Source organism: Blastococcus goldschmidtiae (assembly GCF_031845325.1).
Taxonomy (GTDB): Bacteria; Actinomycetota; Actinomycetes; order Mycobacteriales; family Geodermatophilaceae; genus Blastococcus; species Blastococcus goldschmidtiae.
This window is the reverse complement of record NZ_JAVREI010000020.1, coordinates 1-17,546: the sequence shown is the minus strand read 5'-3', so window position 1 is coordinate 17,546 and position 17,546 is coordinate 1. Positions and strand designations below refer to the sequence as shown.

The following is a 17,546-nucleotide window of genomic DNA, read 5'->3' as shown; positions in this document are numbered from 1 at the left end:
GTCCTTCTTTCAGCCCAGGTCGTCGGTGGAGAAGGTGTCGCAGGCCGACGGGTCGCCGGTCTCGTAGCCGGTGCGGAACCAGCGCTGCCGCTGCTGCGAGCTGCCGTGGGTGAAGGCCTCCTGGTCCACGGTGCCGCTGCCCAGGTTCTCCTGGATGAAGTCGTCGCCGATGCGTGCGGCGGCGTCCAGGGCGCGATCGATGTCGTCGTCGGTGATGTCGGCGATCAGCGGCTCGCCCGAGTCGTCGGGCACGGTCTCGGCGTGGTGGGCCCAGGTGCCGGCGAAGCAGTCGGCCTGCAGCTCCAGCCGGACCGTTCCGCTGGTCGGCCCGCTCTCCCCGGGCGTGACCCGCGCGTTGATGCCCAGCAGGTTCTGCACGTGGTGGCCGTACTCGTGCGCGAGCACGTAGGCGTCGACGAACAGCCCGCCCTGGGCGCCGAACTGCTGCCGGAGCTGGTCGAAGAACGTCAGGTCGATGTAGACCAGGTGGTCGGCCGGGCAGTAGAAGGGGCCCGATCCGCTGGAGCCGGCACCGCACGCGGTCTGGACGCCGCCGGTGAAGAAGACCGTCTCGGTGGGCACGTACTGCTGGCCGAGCACGCCGGTCCAGTAGTCCTGGATCGACTCGACGTCGGCCACGACCGCGCACTCGACCGACTCGTTGGCGTCGGCGCCGGTGCGGCAGCTCTGCTCGAGGGCGGAGTTGTCGACCGTCCCGTCCTGTCCGAGGCCGGAGAAGGCGCCGGCGGCCGCGCCTCCGCCGCCGTCCCCACCGCCGAGCACCTGCAGGAGCACCACGACCACGAGTCCGACCAGGCCGAGGCCACCGCCACCCACCGCGATGCCCCGGCCGCCCCCGAGCCCGCTCCGTCCGCGCGTGTCCCTGACCCCGGACGTGTCCAGGCTGCCGCTCTCGCGGTACCTCATGCTCGGCGGACCTCCGTGGTCTGCGGCCCCGGTGGGGCGGTCGGCGTGCGTCCGGCGGACTGGCGAGAACCGTGCCATCGGGGGCTGCGGTCCCGCGACCCGAGGGGATGCCGCGGCGCCGGCGGGCCGCCCGTGCCGGCACCCCCGGCGGTGCCCCGCGGCAGGGGCCGAGCGGTCGCGGGGGAGGAGGACCTAGGGTCGGGGGGGAACCCGAGGAGGAACCTGGTCATGGCGGTCTCCAACCGCGTCCGCGCCGCGCTCACCACGACGGTGCTCGCCACCGCCGCGACCGGTTTCATGGCCGGGTGCGCCGCGGGCGGCGAGGACGACGAGGAGCAGGTCGCCTACTGCACCGACGAGAACGGCGAGATCGTCGACGAGGACCTCTGCGACGACGACGGCGGCGGGGGTTTCGGAGGCGGTGGCCTGTTCTTCCTCTACCTCGGCGGCTTCCGCTCCGGCCTGCCGGTCGGCACCGTGCTGCCCCCGGGGGGCACGCGGATCAACCCGGGTGACAGCGTCGCCCGGCAGCGTGCCGGTCTGCCGGCGACCGGCAAGGTGAGCGCGGGGCAGCGGGTGAGCGGCGGCATCGGCAGCGGCATCGGCAACCGGGCCGGCACCGGCGCCGGGAGCTGAGCCTCGCCCCGTGCGACGGATCGAGAGCGGCATCGTCCGTCCCGGCTGGGAGGCGGAGATCGAGTCCCAGGGGCTGGTCTACAACCGCACCCACCTGCCCGGCGGCGCGGTGCGCAGCTACTGGCGCGAGGGGCCCTTCTACGACTTCTCGATGGCGGAGGTCCAGGAACTCGAGGGCGCGGTCAGCCAGCTGTTCCAGATGTGCGTGGCCGCCGGGGACCACCTCGTCGACAACGACCTGTTCGACCGGCTGCACATCCCGCCGATGGCCCGGCCGCAGATCCGCCGCACGTGGGCCGAGGAGCCGCCGAGCATCTACGGCCGGTTCGACCTGCGCTACGACGGCGAGGGCCCGCCCAAGCTGCTGGAGTTCAACGCCGACACCCCGACCGGGCTGGTGGAGTCCGCCGTCACCCAGTGGAACTGGCACCTGTTCACCGGGCAGGGCCGCGACCAGTGGAACGCGCTGCACGACACCCTCGTCTCGGCCTGGCGGCGCAACCTCACCAGGTGGGAGCGGCGCACCGGCGTGCGTCCCCGCGTGCACCTGGCCTGGACCAGCGAGGAGACGTCCGGCGAGGACCGGATGACCGTCGCCTACCTGATGGACACCGTGGTGCAGGCCGGCTACGAGGCGATCGAGCTCGTCGTCGAGGACATCGTGCTCGACGACGGCGACGGCCGGTTCTACGACCAGCAGGGCCGCCACCTCGACGTCGTCTTCAAGCTCTACCCCTGGGAGTGGCTGGTCGAGGACGAGTTCGGGCCGGCCGTCCTCGCCGATGGCATGCGGCCCGGCGGCACGACGTGGGTCGAGCCCGCCTACAAGATGCTGTGGAGCACCAAGGCGCTGCTGCCGGTGCTGTGGCAGCTGTTCGGTACGGATCCGGTGCTGGGCCAGTACCTCCTCCCGGCCTACTTCGCCGACGAGATGCCCTCGACCTGGCGCACCTACGTCCGCAAGCCGCTGTGGGGACGGGAGGGGGCGAACGTCGCGATCGTCAGGGACGGCGAGGTGACCGTGCAGCTGCCCGGGCGGTACGGCACCGAGGGGTTCGTCGTGCAGGAGTTCGCGCCGCTGCCCGACTTCGCCGGCGTCGACGGTCCGCACCACCCGGTGCTGGGTGCCTGGGTCGTCGACGGCGAGCCGGCGGGCCTGGGCATCCGGGAGAGCGACGGGCTGATCACCGACAACCTGAGCTTCTTCGTGCCGCACACCATCGACTTCACCGCTCCGCGCTGAGTCGTGGAACGGCCTCGCCCCGAGGCTCGCGCCGTGCGGAGCGCGGCGGGAGGAGGGCGGGGTCCTTCGTCTAGGTTCGGGGCATGCCGCTGGAAGGTGAGTACGAGCCGAGCAGGTGGGACTGGGTCCGCGAGCAGGTCGAGCGCTATGAGGCGACCGGTGGCCGCGAGGCCAACACGCTGATGGACACCGGTCTGCCGATCATCATCATCGCCACGCGCGGCGCGAAGACCGGCAAGGTGCGCAAGCAGGGCCTCATGCGGGTCGAGCACGACGGCGTCTACGCGCTGGTCGGCTCCCAGGGCGGTGCGCCCACGGATCCCGGCTGGGTGCACAACCTGCGCGCCGCGCCCGACCAGGTGACGGTCCAGGACGGCCCGGAGCCGTGGGACGGCGTGGTCCGCGAGATCACCGGCGAGGAGAAGCGGGTGTGGTGGGACCGTTCGGTCGCGGCCTACCCGCCCTACGCCGAGTACCAGCAGAAGACCGATCGCGAGATCCCGGTCTTCCTCTTCGAGCGTCGCTGACCGCTCGGCACCGGCCTCAGGGCAGCGCGGCGGCGAGTTCCGGCACCGCCGCGACCAGGGCGGCGTCCTCCGGGCGGAAGGCGGTGCCGACCGCGGCGCGGCGGGGGCCGCGGCCCTCGTACCGCCAGGTGCCCACGATCCGGCCGTCGACGACGACCGTGGACCGGAACATGCCGTTCCCGCCCGGCACGATGTGCGTCGCGAACGCGGGATCGAGGACGGCGCTGCGATCGCCGTAGCCGAGGACGTACTCGTCGAAGCCCGGGAGGAGGAAGGTCGCCCGGGCCTCCTCCCGGCAGCCGGCCAGCAGCTCGGGAGTGGCCGGGTCGAGGAAGTGCTCGGTGCCCTCGACGGTGAGCGATCCCAGCCCCGGGCGCGCCGCGGCGAGCCCCGCCCGGGCGTCGCGGACCAGGAGGCCGGACCAGCGCGCCAGGTCCTGCACGGTGGCCGGCCCGTGGCCGGTGAAGAACCGGGTGGCGAACTCGGCCAGCGCCTCGTCCCGATCGAGCCGGCGGGGGCTGCGCACCCACTCGTCGAGCAGCACGAAGAGCTGCTCGCCGTCCTCGGTCGGGCCCAGGCAGGTGTGGCCGGTCTGCGCCGCGAACCACAGCAGGTGGTAGCCGCGCTGTCCGGTCACCGGCACCCCGCCGGCCTCGATGGCGGCCAGCAGCTCCGCCCTGGTCAGCCGCCGTCCGCCGGACAGCGCGGCCACCACGGCGTCGCACGCCCGGCCGACGTCGGCGTCGGTGAGCTCCAGGGAGGCCCGGCGCTTCGCGAGGCCGGCCATGGCCCGCTCGCCGAGCAGGTCGAGCAGCCAGGGCAGGTCCTCGGCGGCGGTCAGGTGCAGGGTGCCGCGCATGGGCCAGGAGCGGACCAGCTCGCCGCGGTCGAGGGCGGCCAGCACGTCGTCGCGCGACCGCCCGGTGGTGCGCAGCGCGATCGCGGTGACCGCGCCCGGGAAGTCCTGCCCCTGGGCGGCGGTCAGCCGGCGGACCGCCTCGGCCGGGCCGGCCGCCTGCGGGCCGGCCAGCCCCTGCGCGACGAGCCGCAGCAGCCCGACTTCGTGCCGTGTGTCCACGCCGGCCACCCTGGCACCGGGGTACGACAGGTCAGGGCCGGGCCCGCTCGAACCTCTCCACCGGTGGCGTGGCGGCGTGCCAGGCACGGGACCGTTCCCCGGACTCATCGCCCTCCTCCCCGTGCAGCCGGTCGGCGATGTCATCGAGGATGGCCTGGCGGCCGTAGAGGACGACGACGTCGCCGGTGCGCAGGTGCAGCTCCTCGTTGGGGGCGCCGATCCAGGTGTCGTCGCGCTCCACGCCCATCACCGTGACCCCCTCCTCGGGCAGGCGCAGCTGTCCCAGTGGGTGCGCGGCGATCCAGTCGTCCTCGCGGACCGGCACCTGCACCACCCGCCACCGCCCGCGCAGGTGCAGCAGCGCCGCGTAGTCCCGGACGTCGAGGTCGGTGAACCGGCGCAGCAGCCGCTCGATGACCCGCCGCAGGTAGCGGTCCACCACCCGGCTCTTCGCCAGCCACAGCAGACCGGTGAGCGCGACCACGATGACCGCCGCCCGCTGCAGCCCGCCGCCGGTCGAGTCGACGCCGGCGAAGCTGAGGACGAGCGTCCCGATCACCGAGACGGCACCGGCGCCGCTGACCAGCATCAGCACCATGACGATGCGCCGGCGCGCCGGGTGGTTCACCACCGCCTCGGCCTCCGAGGTGGTGAACCCCGTGCCCGTGAACGCCGAGCGCGCCTGGAACCGGGCGTGCTGCAGGGTCATGCCGGTCATGGTCAGGGCGACGGTGGCCACGCGGGTGACGAGCAGACCCAGGGTGACGACGACGATCAGCGTGATGACGGCTGCCATGGGTTGTCCCTTACCGCCGGGGCGCGCGGGCCGAACGTCGGACGGCCGGGCGGGGCCGGCGGTAGCGTGCACCCCGTGATGGGGATGGGTGGTGCCGGAGATCCGTCCGCGGAGCGTCGTCGCCGGCTGGTGGCGGCCGTGATCGTGCTCGCCATGGTGTTGGCCGCGGGCGCGACGGTGCTCTCGATCGCCCTGGGCTGACCGCCCCGGTGACCTAGGTCCCTGGCCGCCGGGCGCGCGGCCCGGCACGGTGGGGGAGTCACCGGGACAGCACCGGTGCACCGCCTCGGAGGACCGTCGATGACCCTCGCCGTCCCGCCCAGCACCCAAAGCTCGTCGCCAGAGCTGCCCCTCGACGGTCCGGCGGATCCGGCCGTCGAGCAGGCCGTCGACCGCCTGCGCGCTGAGTACGCCGGCCGGGTGCGGCCGCAGCTGGTGGTGCGCGTGGTCCGGGAGAGCCGGCGGGACCTCGGCGGCTCCCCGGTCGGGGCGATGCCGGAGCTCGTCGAGCGGCTGGCGCGCTACCGGCTGGGGATGCACGTCAGCTGAGCCGCCGGGCCGGTCGGAACCCGGTTGCCCGTGCCGGGAGGATGTCCGGGTGGGCATCGGTTCGGGTTCGGTCGACGTGAGCGCGGTCCGGCACACCCTGTCCGACGGACGGGTGCTGCTGGACGAGGTCTCGTTCCGCGTCGGTGAGGGCGCCCGCGCGGCGCTCGTCGGGGAGAACGGCGCCGGCAAGACGACCCTGCTGCGGATCATCGCCGGAGATCTCGTGCCGGAGGCCGGCGCGATCGCCCGCACCGGCGGCCTGGGCGTGATGCGCCAGTTCATCGGATCGGTCCGCGACGACACGACCGTCCAGCAGATGCTGGTGGACCTGTCCCCGCCGGCCGTCCGCGCGGCGTGGGACGCCGTGCAGACCACCGAGCTCGCGCTCATGGAGACCGACGACGAGCGGGCCCAGATGGCCTACGCCGACGCGCTCGCGCAGTGGGGCGATGCGGGCGGGTACGACGCGGAGGTCACCTGGGACACCGTGACGGTCGCCGCGCTCGGCGTGCCCTACGACCGCTGCAAGTACCGCGAGCTGTCCACGCTCTCCGGTGGGGAGCAGAAGCGGCTGGCCCTCGAGGCGCTCCTGCGGGGCCCCGACCAGGTGCTGCTGCTCGACGAGCCGGACAACTACCTCGACGTCCCGGGCAAGCGCTGGCTGGAGCAGCGGCTGCTCGAGACGCGCAAGACCGTGCTGTTCGTCAGCCACGACCGCGAGCTGCTGGCGCGGGTCGCCGACCGGGTGATCACCGTCGAGGGCGGCACGGCGTGGGTGCACGGCGGTGGATTCACCTCCTACCCCGAGGCACGCAGCGCGCGGCACGAGCGGCTGGCGGAGCTGCGGCGGCGGTGGGACGAGGAGCACCAGCGGCTGATCGACCTGGTCCGGACCATGCAGCAGCAGGCGGCCAACTCGCCCGACATGGCCAACCGGTACCACGCGATGCAGACCCGGCTGGCCAAGTTCGAGGCCGCGGGGCCGCCGCCGGACCGTCCTCCGGAGCAGAAGGTCGCGATGCGGCTGCGCGGCGGGCGCACGGGCGTGCGGGCGGTGATCGCCGAGGGGCTGGAGCTGACCGGGCTCATGCAGCCCTTCGACCTGGAGCTGTGGTTCGGCGACCGCGTCGGGGTCCTCGGTGCCAACGGTGCCGGCAAGTCGCACTTCCTCCGGCTGCTCGCCGGGCAGGACGTGGCGCACACCGGCTCCTGGCGGCTGGGCGCGCGCGTCGTCCCCGGCATCTTCGCGCAGACCCACGCGCATCCCGAGTGGCAGGACCGGACGCCGGTCGACCTGCTGTGGCACGGGGAGCCGGGTCGTCCGGGCGTCGACCGCGGACGGGCCATGGCCTCGCTGCGGCGCTACGGGCTCAGCGACTCCGCCGACCAGTCCTTCCGCACCCTGTCGGGCGGTCAGCAGGCGCGCTTCCAGATCCTCATGCTCGAGCTGGGCGGGGCGACGCTGCTGCTGCTGGACGAGCCGACGGACAACCTCGACGTCCTCTCCGCCGAGGCGCTCGAGGAGGCGCTGGAGGCGTTCGAGGGCACGGTGCTGGCGGTCACCCACGACCGGTGGTTCGCCCGGTCCTTCGACCGCTTCGTGGTCTTCGGTGCCGACGGGCGGGTCTACGAGTCGGCCGAGCCGGTCTTCGACGAGACCCGCGTCGCCCGCGCCCGCTGAGGCCGCCCTCCCTGCCGCCACAGTTGATCATCGGCGAATGGCTGATCGCCACGCCGATGGGTGCCGCCAGGTGCCGATGATCAACAGGGGATGGGTCGGTGTGGCGGCGCCGAGTGGGTCGACCGTCCCAGACGCTTGACCCGGTCCCCGGTGACCGCCACGCTGCCGCCGTGCGGGCCGCGGCGAGCGGGACCGGGACGGGAGTCCTCGTGACGGGCAGCGGCAGCTGGCGCAACTGGGCGGGCAACCAGCGGGCGACCGGTGTGGACGTCGTCCACCCCTCGGGCGCCGACGAGATCGCGGCGGCCCTCCGACGGGCCGCGGCCACCGGCCGCCGGGTGCGGCCGGTCGGCTCGGGCCACTCGTTCACGGCGATCGCGCGGCCCGACGACGTGCAGCTGGTCCTCGATCGGCATGCCGGTCTGGTGGACGTCGACGACGCCGGCCTGGTCACCGTGCAGGCCGGTATGCCGCTGCACCGGCTCAACGTGGAGCTCGCCGCGCGGGGCTGGGCGCTGACCAACCTCGGCGACATCGACCGGCAGACCGTCTCCGGCGCCCTGTCCACGGGCACGCACGGGACCGGCGCACGCTTCGGCGGGCTGGCCACGCAGATCCGCGCCCTGGAGCTGGTGCTGGCCGACGGCTCCCGGCTGCGCTGCTCGGCCGACGAGCACCCCGACGTCTTCGCCGCCGCCCGCGTCGGGCTGGGCGCGCTCGGGGTGATCGACACGGTGACCCTGCAGGCGGAGCCCGCGTTCGCGCTGCGGGCCGAGGAGCGCCCCGCCCGCCTGGGTGAGCTGCTGGACGGGTTCGAGGAGTTCATGTCCTCGACCGACCACGTCGAGTTCTACTGGTTCCCGCACACCGACCGGTGCCTCACCAAGCGCAACACCCGGCTGCCGCCGGGCGCGGAGCTGGAGCCGCTGCCCCGATGGCGCGCGGTCTGGGAGGACGAGGTGCTCTCCAACGCCGTCTTCGCCGGTGTCGTGGCGGCCGGCCGGCGCGTGCCGGCGCTGATCCCCCCGCTCGCGGCCGTCTCGGCCCGGGCCCTGGGCGCACGCACGTGGACCGATGCCTCGCACCGGGTCTTCGTCAGCCGGCGCCGGGTGCGCTTCGTCGAGATGGAGTACGCCGTTCCGCGCGACGCGGCGCCCGCGGTGCTGGCCGAGCTGCACCGCGTGGCGACGGCGGGGGAGTTCCGGGCGGCCTTCCCGGTCGAGGTGCGGGTGGCGGCGGCCGACGACATCGCGCCGTCCACGGCCTCGGGCCGCGACACCGCCTACATCGCCGCCCACGTCCCCGCGCGGACCGATCCCGGCTCGTGGTTCGCCGCCCTGGAGTCGGTCGCCGGCAGCGTCGGGGGCCGCCCCCACTGGGGCAAGCTGCACGGTCTCGACGTCGATGCGCTGCGCAGCCGCTATCCCCGGTTCGACGAGTTCACCGCCCTGCGCGCCCGGCTGGACCCCGCGGGCGTGCTGGGCAACGCACACCTGGACCGGGTGCTCGGTCCCGTGGCGGGCTGAGGTGCCCCGGCTAGCGGTCCGGAGCGCCGCGCGGCGCTGGTCGAGGCCGCCCTCCGGGTGATGGTGCGCGACGGGCTCGCCGCCGGGATCACGCGCGGGGGATCGTCGCCGAAGCCCTGCACGCGCCTGCGCGATCCGTCGTTGCAGTCACTGGCACGAGAGCAGTACCGCGCCTATACCGACGCGGCCTCCCGGCTGCTGGCACGGGCCGCAGAACTCACCGGGCGGCGGTGGGACCGCCCGGTGCCCGAGCTGGCCCGCCTGCTGGTCACCGTGGTGGACGGCGCGACGACGACGTGGCTGGTCGACCGGGACACCTCGGCGACCCGGGAAGTGCTGGATGCGGCGGTCGGGTCGTTCGTCGCCGCGCACGCGGCGTAGCCGGCCTGATCAGAGGTCGACGTCGGGCTCCCCGGTCCCGCCGATCCGGTCGAGCTCCTGCAGCTCCAGCGGACCGAGCTCGCGCGCCGAGGCCAGCATGTTCTCCTCGAGATGTGCCACCGACGACGTCCCCGGGATGAGCAGCAGGTTCGGCGAGCGGGCCAGCAGCCAGGCCAGCGCCACCTGCATCGGCGTGGTCTCCAGCCGCCGGGCGATCGTGTCCAGCGCCGCCGACTGCAGCGGGCTGAACCCGCCGAGGGGGAAGAAGGGGACGTAGGGGATGTCCTCGCGGGCGAGGGCGTCGATGAGCGGGTCGTCGGCGCGGTGCACGAGGTTGTAGTGGTTCTGCACGCAGGCGACCGGTGCGATGGCCCGGGCCTCGGCCACCATCTGCGTCGTCACGTTGCTGATCCCGAGGTGGCGGACCAGCCCCTCCTGCTGCAGTTGCGCCAGCGCCTCGAACGGCTCGGCGAGCGAGCGCTCCACCGGCTCGGCGAACCCGGGCATCCGCAGGTTGACCACGTCGAGCGCGTCCACCCCGAGGTTGCGCAGGTTGTCCTCGACCGCGGAGCGGAGCTCCGCCGCCGAGAGCGCCTCGGGCCAGTCTCCCTCGGGGGTCCGCCGCGCGCCCACCTTCGTCACGATGGTGAGGTCCTCCGGGTAGGGGTGCAGCGCCTCGCGGATGAGCTCGTTCACCACGTGCGGGCCGTAGTAGTCGCTGGTGTCGATGTGGTTCACGCCCAGTTCCGCGGCGCGGCGGAGCACCGCGACGGCCTCGGCCCGGTCGGCCGGCGGTCCCATGACGTGCGGCCCGGCCAGCTGCATCGCGCCGTAGCCGAGGCGGAAGACGGGGCGATCGCCCAGCGGGTAGCTGCCGGAGGGTTCTGCGGTGCCGATGGTCATGGCGCCTCCCTACCCGGGGAGGGCCGGGTATGCGCGACTCAGCGCGCCGCGACCGGCTCCGTCGCGGGCACGGCGCGCTCGGGGACCGGGGCCGTCCCCTGCCGGCGGTCGGCGTGCCCGGCCCACCACGCGATGCCGGCGCCCACGACGGCCAGGGCGGCGCCGACCCACATCGGCGCGGTGAGCCCGTACCCCTGGGAGATGACCAGCGCGCCCAGCGCGGCCCCGAACGCGTTGGCCACGTTGAAGGCGCCCTGGTTGGCCGCCGAGACCAGGCTGCCGCCGCCGGGCACGTCGGCGGCCTCGATGACACCGTTCTGCACGATCGGCCCCATGGCGAAGCCGAGCGTCCCGAAGAGCACCAGCAGGACGACGGCGGCGACGGGGTTGCCTGCGGTGGACGCGAAGACCGCGAGGACGGCGGCGACGCCGAGCATGCCGACGGCGACGAACCCGAAGCCGAACCGGTCGCCCAGCCGCCCGCCCAGCAGCGTGCCGACGGTGGTGCCGACGCCGAAGAGGGCGAGCACCGGCGTCACGCCGGCCGAGGAGAAGCCGGCGACGTCGGTGAGGATCGGGGTCACGTAGCTGTAGACGGCGAAGGTGGCCGCGAAGCCGACCATCGTGAGGGAGAGGACGAGCCAGACCTGCCGGCTGCGGAACGCGGCGAGCTCGGTGCGGAGGTCCGCCGGCTCACCGCCGTCGGCCGGGAGCCAGGCGAGCAGCCCGGCGATGGTGAGCACGCCGATGCCGGCGATGGCGGCCAGGACGAGCCGCCAGGAGGTCTGCTGGGCGACCCACGTGCCGGCCGGTACGCCGACGACGTTGGCCAGCGTCAGGCCGGTCACCATGAGCGAGATCGCCTGCGTCGCGCGTTCGGGGGCGACGACCCTGCGGGCGGCGATCGCACCGACACCGAAGAAGGAACCGTGCGCGAGCGCGGTGAGCACCCGCGCCGCCGCGAGGGTGCCGTAGGTGGGGGCCAGCGCCGCCAGCAGGTTGCCGACCACGAACACGACCATCAGCGCGACGAGCGTCTGGCGCGGGGTGAACCGCAGCCCCACGGCCGTGAGCGTGGGTGCGCCGACGACCACCCCGATCGCGTAGGCCGAGATGAGCAGTCCGACGGCGGAGACGGAGACGTCGAGGCCGTCGGCGATCTCGGGCAGCATGCCCATGACGACGAACTCGGTGGTGCCGATGCCGAAGGCGCCGATGGCGAGGGCGAGCAGGGCGCGGGGCACGGGCGGGGACTCCAGGGACGCGGTCGGGGCGGAGCCGGCGGACCACATCGTCCTGGGCGGCCGGGCGAGGCGCTGCGCCTCGTCCTCCGCGGTGCAGCGGTCGACCGTCGCCGGCCATGCCCGGTCGGGGAGGTGGAGCTGCTCACACCGGGGGCGGGGAGCCGCCCGCCCCCGGTGAGCCGGTCAGGGCTGGAGCAGCACCTTGACGGCGCCGTCCTTCTTCTCGCGGAAGTTGGCGTACGCCTCGGGAGCCTGCTCGAGCGGCACCCGGTGGGTGGCGAACTCGTCGACGCCCAGCGGATCGCCCTCGAGCAGCAGCGGCAGGATGTCGGGCACCCAGCGCCAGACGTTGGCCTGCCCCATCCGCAGCTGGATCTGCTTGTCGAACATGCGCATCAGCGGCATCGGGTCGGTGGCGCCGCCGTAGACGCCGGACAGCGAGATGGTGCCGCCGCGCCGGACCGCCTCGATGGCGGTGTTGAGCGCCGCCATCCGATCGACCCCGGCCACCTGCATGACCTTCTCCATGATGGCGTCCGGGACGATCGCCGTCGCCTTCTGGGCGAAGGTCGCCAGCGGGGAGCCGTGCGCCTCCATGCCGACGGCGTCGATCACGGCGTCGGGGCCGCGGCCGTCGGTCAGGTCGCGCACCTGGGCCACGACGTCGGCCTGGGTGGTCGAGTCGATGACGGTGATGCCGTTGCGCCGGGCGCGCGCCAGTCGCTCGGGGACGACGTCGGCGGCGACGACCTGCCCGGCGCCGAGGTGCTTGGCGATCCGGGTGCACATGTCACCGATGGGCCCGAGCCCGAGGACCAGCACGCTGCCGCCCTGCGGGATCCCCGCGTACTGCACCGCCTGCCACGCGGTGGGCAGGACGTCGGAGAGGTACACGTACCGGTCGTCGAGCGGGGCGTCGGGCACCTTGATCGGCAGGGTGTTGCCGAAGGGCACGCGGAGGTACTCCGCCTGACCGCCGGGCACCTGCCCGTAGAGCTTCGTGTAGCCGAACAGCGAGGCCCCGAAGCCCTGCTCCCGGTTCTGCGTCGTCTCGCACTGCGACTGCAGCCCCTGCGAGCACATCCAGCAGGTGTTGCACGAGATGTTGAACGGGACGACGACGCGGTCGCCGGCCTTGAGCTCGGTCACCTCGCGGCCGACCTCCCGGACGACGCCCATCGGCTCGTGACCCATGACGTCGCCCACGGACATGAACGGCGCCATGACCTCGATCAGATGGAGGTCGGAGCCGCAGATCGCGCTCGAGGTGATCTCCACGATCACGTCGGTGGGCTCCTGGATCGTCGGGTCCGGGACGGTCTCCACCCGGACGTCGCCTCGGCCGTGCCAGGTCACTGCGCGCATGCGGTTCGTCTCCCTCGATCGGGCCGTGTTCCGGCCGCCAGGACGGCTTCCTGCCCGCCCGTGAACTGTGTCGCGCAACTTTCAACCAGCTTCGGCGCGGCACTCACAGTGCGTCACGAACCATCTACAGGCGGCCGAACAACATAATTGTTGTTCGGTGGCTCACACCACAGAACTGCTGGTCGATACCCCAGGACGTAGATCACGAACCGATCACGGCGTGTTTACATGGGCCCCGCTCCTCTCCCCGGGAGCGCGGCAATGCCCCCTACGGAAGCTCCAGGTGCATGACTTCGCTCCACCACGATCGACCCGTCGACGACGGTCGGGACGCCGCTCCGGCGGCACCGGCCGAGACGCCCGCCCCGGCCCGTCGGAGCTCGCGTCGCCCGGCCGGGACGATCGCCCCGCAGGTCCCGACGCAGCGCCAGGGGAAGGCGTCGCGCGCGGGGGCCGACGTGGATGCCGAGGGGGACGACGCCGCGCGTCCGGCCACGAAGCGCCCCACGGCCACGCGACCGTCGGCCAATCGCCCGGCGGCCAGGGCGGTCACCGCTGCCGGTTCGCTGGCGGCGAAGGCGAAGGCCGCCGGCACTGCCGCCGCGGGGTCGACCGCCGCACGGACCGCCGCTGCCACGTCGCGGGCCGCCGCGAAGGCGACCACGGCCGGCGCGACCAGGGGGCGCACCACCACCGCACGGAGCGCGACCGCGGCGAAGGCCACCGCAGCGAAGGCGGCCGCCGCCCGGCCGGCACCTGCTCCGGGAGGCGCTGCGACCTCGGCCGCGAAGCGGATCGCTCCGGCCGAGCCGCTCGCCCCCGCCGAGCCGGCCGCGGCTGAGGCGGTCGCTCCCGCCGAGCCGGCCGCTGCGGTGGTCCGGCGGCCCACGCCGCACCCGCGTCCCACGCCGCACCCGCGTCCCCGGCCGGCCGCGAGTTCGCCCGAGAACACCCCGGTCCCCGTCGATGCACCGGTGGTCGCCACGACGGCGGGTCCGGACGAGTGCTCCGCGCCGGTGCCCGCCGTCGTCCCCTCGTTCGTCGACGAAGCGCCGGCGCCGCTGCAGAGCGACCCGGCCACGCCCGCTCCGGGCATCTCGGGCGGTGCGCTCCGGGGGCTCGGTCGTGACCGCGTGCCGGCCGTGCGCCGCCGGCCGGCCTTCTACCTGGCCGCCGGTCTGGTCGGTGCGCTGAGCCTGGGTGCGCTCATCGACTCCGACTCCTCCGCCCGCGCCGACTCGCCCGCGGTGGCCGAGAGCGTCAGCGTGGCCGAGCAGCTCGGCGTGGACGCCGAGCCGACCGACGTGCTGGCGGACGCCGAGTCGACCCGGCTCCTGCAGGAGCTGGTGGTCAGCCGCAACGAGCGCGATGCCGCCCAGACCGCGGCCGTCGACGCCCAGGCCGCGGCCGACGGGCAGGCCATGGTGGCGGCGGCCGAGGCGTTCCGGCTGGCGGCCGAGGCGGCCCGCCCCAAGGTCGTGGCGCCGGTGAACGGGGCCCGCCTCACCAGTGGCTTCGGCGCCCGCTGGGGAACCGTGCACGCCGGCATCGATCTGGCGGCGCCCATGCGCACCCCCGAGTACGCGGTCATGGACGGTGTCGTCCTCGAGGCCGGTCCGGCCAGCGGGTACGGCCTCGTCGTCTACATCCAGCACGACAACGGCGACGTCACCGTCTACGGCCACATGGACGAGATCCTCGTCGAGCCGGGTCAGCTCGTCCGGGCCGGCGACACCATCGCGCTGCTGGGCAACCGCGGTCAGTCGACCGGGCCGCACCTGCACTTCGAGGTGCACAAGGGTGGGCTGAACGGCACGAAGGCCGACCCGATCCCGTGGCTGCGGGAGCGCGGCGTCCACCTCTGACGCCCGGACCCTCGACGTCCCCGGCAGGGTGACCGGCCGCACGCCGCCCCGGGCCCGCCCGGGTGGGACAGTGGAGCCGGCACGGCGGACGGTGGGAGCAGGAGGCGGTCGGTGGATCACGGGCACGACTCGGGGATGTGGGTGCCGGACGAGCCGCCCACCTGGGGCCGGATGTTCCTGCCGCACCTGGAGCCCTGGTCGGTGCTCGCCGTCCTGAGCATCGTCGGGCTGGTGGCCTACCTCGTCGGCGTCGTCCGGCTGAGGCGGACCGGCGTCAGCTGGCCCTGGTGGCGTACCGCGTCCTGGATCCTGGGGACGCTGTCGGTCTTCGCGGTGACCGGCACCTGGCTCAACGGCTACAGCATGGTGCTGTTCAGCCTGCACATGGTCCAGCACATGGTCCTGGCAATGATCTCGCCGATCCTGCTGCTGCTCGCCGCACCCGTGACGCTCGCGCTGCGCACGCTGCCCCGTGGTGAGGGGGCGGCCGCGGCGCCCCGCGCCCTGCTGCTGAACTTCCTGCACAGCCGGTTCACCCGGTTCCTCGCCTCGCCGGGGTTCACCGTGCCGCTGTTCATCGCCAGTCTGTACGGCATCTACTTCACGCCGATCTTCGACGCGCTGATGAGCACCGCGGCCGGGCACCAGTTCATGCTCGCCCACTTCGTGGTCACCGGGCTGCTGTTCTTCGGGCCGGTCATCGCGCAGGACCCCTGGCCGAACACCCACAGCCACCCGACGCGCATCCTCGAGCTGCTCATCCCGGTGCCGTTCCACGCCTTCTTCGGCGTCGCGGTCATGATCGCCAGCTCGCTGCTCGTGGACAGCTTCGCCGACCCGCCGGCCGCCTGGGGCATCGATCCCGTCGGTGACCAGACCGTGGCCGGCGGCATCGCCTGGTCCTTCGGCGAGCTGCCCACGGTGATCGTGCTGATCGTCGTCCTGGTGTCGTGGATGGGCTCCGACGAGCGGCGCGCCCGTGCCCTCGACCGGGCGGCCGACCGCAGCGGCGACGCCGAGCTCAACGCCTACAACGCGCGGCTGCGGGCGATGGCCGAGCGCTGACGTCGCCACCGGGATCCGTCCCCGGGTCGCGCTGAGCCCAGCATGTGGGCGGGCCGGATCGCCGGCCGGGGGCAGGAAGGCAGCGTCCTGCGACGATGTCGTCGTGCCCGTCTCGCTGGTCTTCACCTCGGACACGCACGTCCCTCGGCGGGCCCGTGACCTACCTCGTCCCCTGTGGGACGCGATCGCGTCCGCGGACGTGGTGGTGCACGCCGGCGACTGGGTCGACGACGCGCTGCTGGACCTGTTCGAGCAGCGCTCGCGCCGGCTGGTAGCGGTGTACGGCAACAACGACCACGGCGTGCTGCGCGAGCGCCTCCCCGAGGTGGCGCGCGCCGAGATCGAGGGCCTCCGCTTCGCCGTCGTCCACGAGACCGGCGACGCGAAGGGGCGGGAGGCCCGCTGCGCGGCGCGCTTCCCCGACGACGACGTCCTGGTCTTCGGGCACAGCCACATCCCGTGGGACACCACCGCGCCGACCGGCCTGCGGCTGATCAACCCGGGGTCGCCGACCGACCGGCGGCGCCAGCCCCACGGCACGTTCGTCACCGCGGTCGCCGACGCCGGGCAGCTGCGCGACGTCGTGTTCCACGCGGTGCCGCCCCGCTCGTGACGACCCGTCCCGAGCTCCCGGACACCGCCGTGGCGGTGCTGGCCTGCCCCGTGTGCGCCGGCCCGCTCGCTCCGGCCGACGGCGGGGACGTGCTGCGCTGCCCGGTCGGTCACTCCTTCGACCGGGCGCGGCAGGGGCACGTGACCCTGCTGCCGCCGGGGCACCGCGCGCCGTCGGGCGACTCCGCGGAGATGGTGGCCGACCGGGTGTCCTTCCTGGCCGCCGGCCACTACGCCGGCGTGAGCGCCGCGCTCGGCGACGCCGTGCTCGAGGCCGGGGGAGCGGCGCCGGAGCGGCTGCTGGACCTGGGCGGCGGGACGGGGCACCACCTGGCCGCCGTCCTCGAGCGCGCCCCCGGTGCGACCGGGGTCGTCCTGGACTCCTCGCCCTACGCCGCGCGTCGGGCGGCCCGGGCGCACCCGCGGGCGATGGCGGTCGTCGCCGACACCTGGGCGCGCCTCCCGGTCCGGGACGGCGCCGTCGACCGCGTGCTCGTCGTCTTCGCCCCGCGCAACGGCCCGGAGATCGCGCGGGTGCTGCGTCCGGAGGGCCGGCTGGTCGTGGTGACGCCGGCGGACGACCACCTGACCGAGCTGGTCGGCCCGCTGGGGCTGCTGCGGGTGGACCCCGACAAGACGGCCCGGCTGGCCGGTTCGCTGGAGCCGCACCTGGTCCCCGTGGCGAGCACCGACCGGCGCGACGTCCTCCGGCTGGACCGTGCCGCCGTGTCCACGCTGGTGGGCATGGGCCCGCACGCCCGGCACCTGTCGGCCGGTGAACGCGCTGCTCGGCTGGGCGTGCTGCCCGAGCGGGTCGAGGTGACCGCCGCGGTCCGGCTGACGACCTACCGCCGGCCGCGCTGAGGGCCCGCCGCTGGCGCCCGGCGACGCGCGGCGCGCCCGCCCCGTCCCGCGGCAGCGACGGCGGAGGGCCCGTCTAAGCTGCTGGCCGTGACGATTGCACCGGCGCCCATCGTGAGTCGGCCGAGCCCGGCTCACGTGGTCGAGAGGGGCTCGCGGCTGTCGAACCTGCTGCGGACCACGGACCACAAGACCATCGGCCTGATGTATCTGGCCGTCTCGTTCATGTTCTTCATCCTGGGTGGCCTGATGGCCATGCTGATCCGGGCGGAGCTGGGCCGGCCGGA

At 74.2% G+C, this 17,546-nt stretch carries 19 protein-coding genes; 12 read left to right on the top strand and 7 right to left on the bottom strand.

Going from position 1 to position 17,546, the window contains the following annotated elements:
* Nucleotides 1-9: 9 nt before the first annotated feature.
* The gene (gene ypfJ, locus RM425_RS19665; RefSeq protein WP_311346923.1) at nucleotides 10-927 is read right to left on the bottom strand and encodes a KPN_02809 family neutral zinc metallopeptidase; all 918 of its coding nucleotides are present in this window, start codon (nucleotides 925-927) and stop codon (nucleotides 10-12) included.
* Between the two features lie 228 nt (nucleotides 928-1,155).
* On the opposite strand from ypfJ, the gene RM425_RS19660 reads away from it, so the two are divergent.
* The 3 genes from RM425_RS19660 (at nucleotide 1,156) to RM425_RS19650 (ending at nucleotide 3,333) form a co-directional block, all read left to right on the top strand.
* On the top strand, nucleotides 1,156-1,563 hold the full coding sequence (locus RM425_RS19660; protein ID WP_311346922.1) for a hypothetical protein: 408 nt from the start codon (nucleotides 1,156-1,158) through the stop codon (nucleotides 1,561-1,563).
* A 10-nt stretch (nucleotides 1,564-1,573) separates the two neighbouring features.
* Nucleotides 1,574-2,806 (top strand): glutathionylspermidine synthase family protein, encoded by a 1,233-nt coding sequence (locus tag RM425_RS19655; RefSeq protein WP_311346921.1) that lies wholly within the window; start codon nucleotides 1,574-1,576, stop codon nucleotides 2,804-2,806.
* 83 nt (nucleotides 2,807-2,889) lie between these two features.
* Nucleotides 2,890-3,333: a nitroreductase family deazaflavin-dependent oxidoreductase gene (locus tag RM425_RS19650; protein ID WP_311346920.1), complete on the top strand. Its 444-nt coding sequence runs from the start codon at nucleotides 2,890-2,892 to the stop codon at nucleotides 3,331-3,333.
* A 16-nt stretch (nucleotides 3,334-3,349) separates the two neighbouring features.
* Here the strand turns inward: RM425_RS19650 and RM425_RS19645 are convergent, their stop codons facing one another.
* Nucleotides 3,350-4,411 (bottom strand): winged helix DNA-binding domain-containing protein, encoded by a 1,062-nt coding sequence (locus RM425_RS19645; protein WP_311346919.1) that lies wholly within the window; start codon nucleotides 4,409-4,411, stop codon nucleotides 3,350-3,352.
* Between the two features lie 31 nt (nucleotides 4,412-4,442).
* Nucleotides 4,443-5,207 (bottom strand): TrkA C-terminal domain-containing protein, encoded by a 765-nt coding sequence (locus RM425_RS19640; RefSeq protein ID WP_311346918.1) that lies wholly within the window; start codon nucleotides 5,205-5,207, stop codon nucleotides 4,443-4,445.
* Between the two features lie 75 nt (nucleotides 5,208-5,282).
* Here RM425_RS19640 and RM425_RS19635 point away from each other — a divergent pair, with 75 nt between their 5' ends.
* The 5 genes from RM425_RS19635 (at nucleotide 5,283) to RM425_RS19615 (ending at nucleotide 9,344) form a co-directional block, all read left to right on the top strand.
* A complete protein-coding gene (locus RM425_RS19635; RefSeq protein ID WP_311346917.1) occupies nucleotides 5,283-5,408 on the top strand; it encodes a hypothetical protein in 126 nt (41 codons plus the stop codon).
* Between the two features lie 99 nt (nucleotides 5,409-5,507).
* On the top strand, nucleotides 5,508-5,756 hold the full coding sequence (locus tag RM425_RS19630) for a three-helix bundle dimerization domain-containing protein (protein WP_311346916.1): 249 nt from the start codon (nucleotides 5,508-5,510) through the stop codon (nucleotides 5,754-5,756).
* Nucleotides 5,757-5,805: 49 nt separating this feature from the next.
* Nucleotides 5,806-7,437: an ABC-F family ATP-binding cassette domain-containing protein gene (locus RM425_RS19625; RefSeq protein WP_311346915.1), complete on the top strand. Its 1,632-nt coding sequence runs from the start codon at nucleotides 5,806-5,808 to the stop codon at nucleotides 7,435-7,437.
* 209 nt (nucleotides 7,438-7,646) lie between these two features.
* Nucleotides 7,647-8,963, top strand: a complete 1,317-nt coding sequence (locus RM425_RS19620; RefSeq protein WP_311346914.1) for a D-arabinono-1,4-lactone oxidase — start codon at nucleotides 7,647-7,649, stop codon at nucleotides 8,961-8,963.
* Between the two features lie 60 nt (nucleotides 8,964-9,023).
* Complete coding sequence (locus tag RM425_RS19615; protein WP_311346913.1) at nucleotides 9,024-9,344, top strand: TetR family transcriptional regulator C-terminal domain-containing protein; 321 nt, start codon at nucleotides 9,024-9,026, stop codon at nucleotides 9,342-9,344.
* 9 nt (nucleotides 9,345-9,353) lie between these two features.
* On the opposite strand, the gene RM425_RS19610 is transcribed toward RM425_RS19615, so the two are convergent.
* From RM425_RS19610 to RM425_RS19595, 4 genes are all read right to left on the bottom strand, one after another.
* Nucleotides 9,354-10,247 carry an oxidoreductase gene (locus tag RM425_RS19610; RefSeq protein WP_311346912.1) on the bottom strand — a complete coding sequence of 298 codons (894 nt, stop codon included), beginning with the start codon at nucleotides 10,245-10,247 and terminating at the stop codon, nucleotides 9,354-9,356.
* Nucleotides 10,248-10,285: 38 nt separating this feature from the next.
* A complete protein-coding gene (locus RM425_RS19605) occupies nucleotides 10,286-11,491 on the bottom strand; it encodes an MFS transporter (RefSeq protein WP_311346911.1) in 1,206 nt (401 codons plus the stop codon).
* 183 nt (nucleotides 11,492-11,674) lie between these two features.
* On the bottom strand, nucleotides 11,675-12,856 hold the full coding sequence (locus RM425_RS19600; protein WP_311346910.1) for a zinc-dependent alcohol dehydrogenase: 1,182 nt from the start codon (nucleotides 12,854-12,856) through the stop codon (nucleotides 11,675-11,677).
* 268 nt (nucleotides 12,857-13,124) lie between these two features.
* Nucleotides 13,125-13,745, bottom strand: coding sequence for a hypothetical protein (locus RM425_RS19595; protein WP_311346909.1), 621 nt, complete (start codon nucleotides 13,743-13,745; stop codon nucleotides 13,125-13,127).
* 85 nt (nucleotides 13,746-13,830) lie between these two features.
* Between RM425_RS19595 and RM425_RS19590 the strand changes: the two genes are divergently transcribed.
* The 4 genes from RM425_RS19590 (at nucleotide 13,831) to RM425_RS19575 (ending at nucleotide 17,262) form a co-directional block, all read left to right on the top strand.
* A complete protein-coding gene (locus RM425_RS19590; protein WP_311346908.1) occupies nucleotides 13,831-14,721 on the top strand; it encodes a M23 family metallopeptidase in 891 nt (296 codons plus the stop codon).
* Between the two features lie 111 nt (nucleotides 14,722-14,832).
* Complete coding sequence (locus RM425_RS19585; RefSeq protein ID WP_311346907.1) at nucleotides 14,833-15,786, top strand: cytochrome c oxidase assembly protein; 954 nt, start codon at nucleotides 14,833-14,835, stop codon at nucleotides 15,784-15,786.
* 103 nt (nucleotides 15,787-15,889) lie between these two features.
* Nucleotides 15,890-16,399: a metallophosphoesterase family protein gene (locus RM425_RS19580; protein ID WP_311346906.1), complete on the top strand. Its 510-nt coding sequence runs from the start codon at nucleotides 15,890-15,892 to the stop codon at nucleotides 16,397-16,399.
* A 29-nt stretch (nucleotides 16,400-16,428) separates the two neighbouring features.
* Nucleotides 16,429-17,262, top strand: coding sequence for a putative RNA methyltransferase (locus RM425_RS19575; protein WP_396137075.1), 834 nt, complete (start codon nucleotides 16,429-16,431; stop codon nucleotides 17,260-17,262).
* The last annotated feature ends 284 nt before the right edge of the window (nucleotides 17,263-17,546 follow it).

What these genes read in the sequence shown, in the direction of transcription:
- RM425_RS19615 (WP_311346913.1), top strand. Translation starts at nt 9,024, where the DNA reads ATGGTGCGCGACGGGCTCGCCGCCGGGATCACGCGCGGGGGATCGTCG.
- ypfJ (WP_311346923.1), bottom strand. Translation starts at nt 927, where the DNA reads ATGAGGTACCGCGAGAGCGGCAGCCTGGACACGTCCGGGGTCAGGGAC.
- RM425_RS19650 (WP_311346920.1), top strand. Translation starts at nt 2,890, where the DNA reads ATGCCGCTGGAAGGTGAGTACGAGCCGAGCAGGTGGGACTGGGTCCGC.
- RM425_RS19660 (WP_311346922.1), top strand. Translation starts at nt 1,156, where the DNA reads ATGGCGGTCTCCAACCGCGTCCGCGCCGCGCTCACCACGACGGTGCTC.
- RM425_RS19600 (WP_311346910.1), bottom strand. Translation starts at nt 12,856, where the DNA reads ATGCGCGCAGTGACCTGGCACGGCCGAGGCGACGTCCGGGTGGAGACC.
- RM425_RS19610 (WP_311346912.1), bottom strand. Translation starts at nt 10,247, where the DNA reads ATGACCATCGGCACCGCAGAACCCTCCGGCAGCTACCCGCTGGGCGAT.
- RM425_RS19640 (WP_311346918.1), bottom strand. Translation starts at nt 5,207, where the DNA reads ATGGCAGCCGTCATCACGCTGATCGTCGTCGTCACCCTGGGTCTGCTC.
- RM425_RS19630 (WP_311346916.1), top strand. Translation starts at nt 5,508, where the DNA reads ATGACCCTCGCCGTCCCGCCCAGCACCCAAAGCTCGTCGCCAGAGCTG.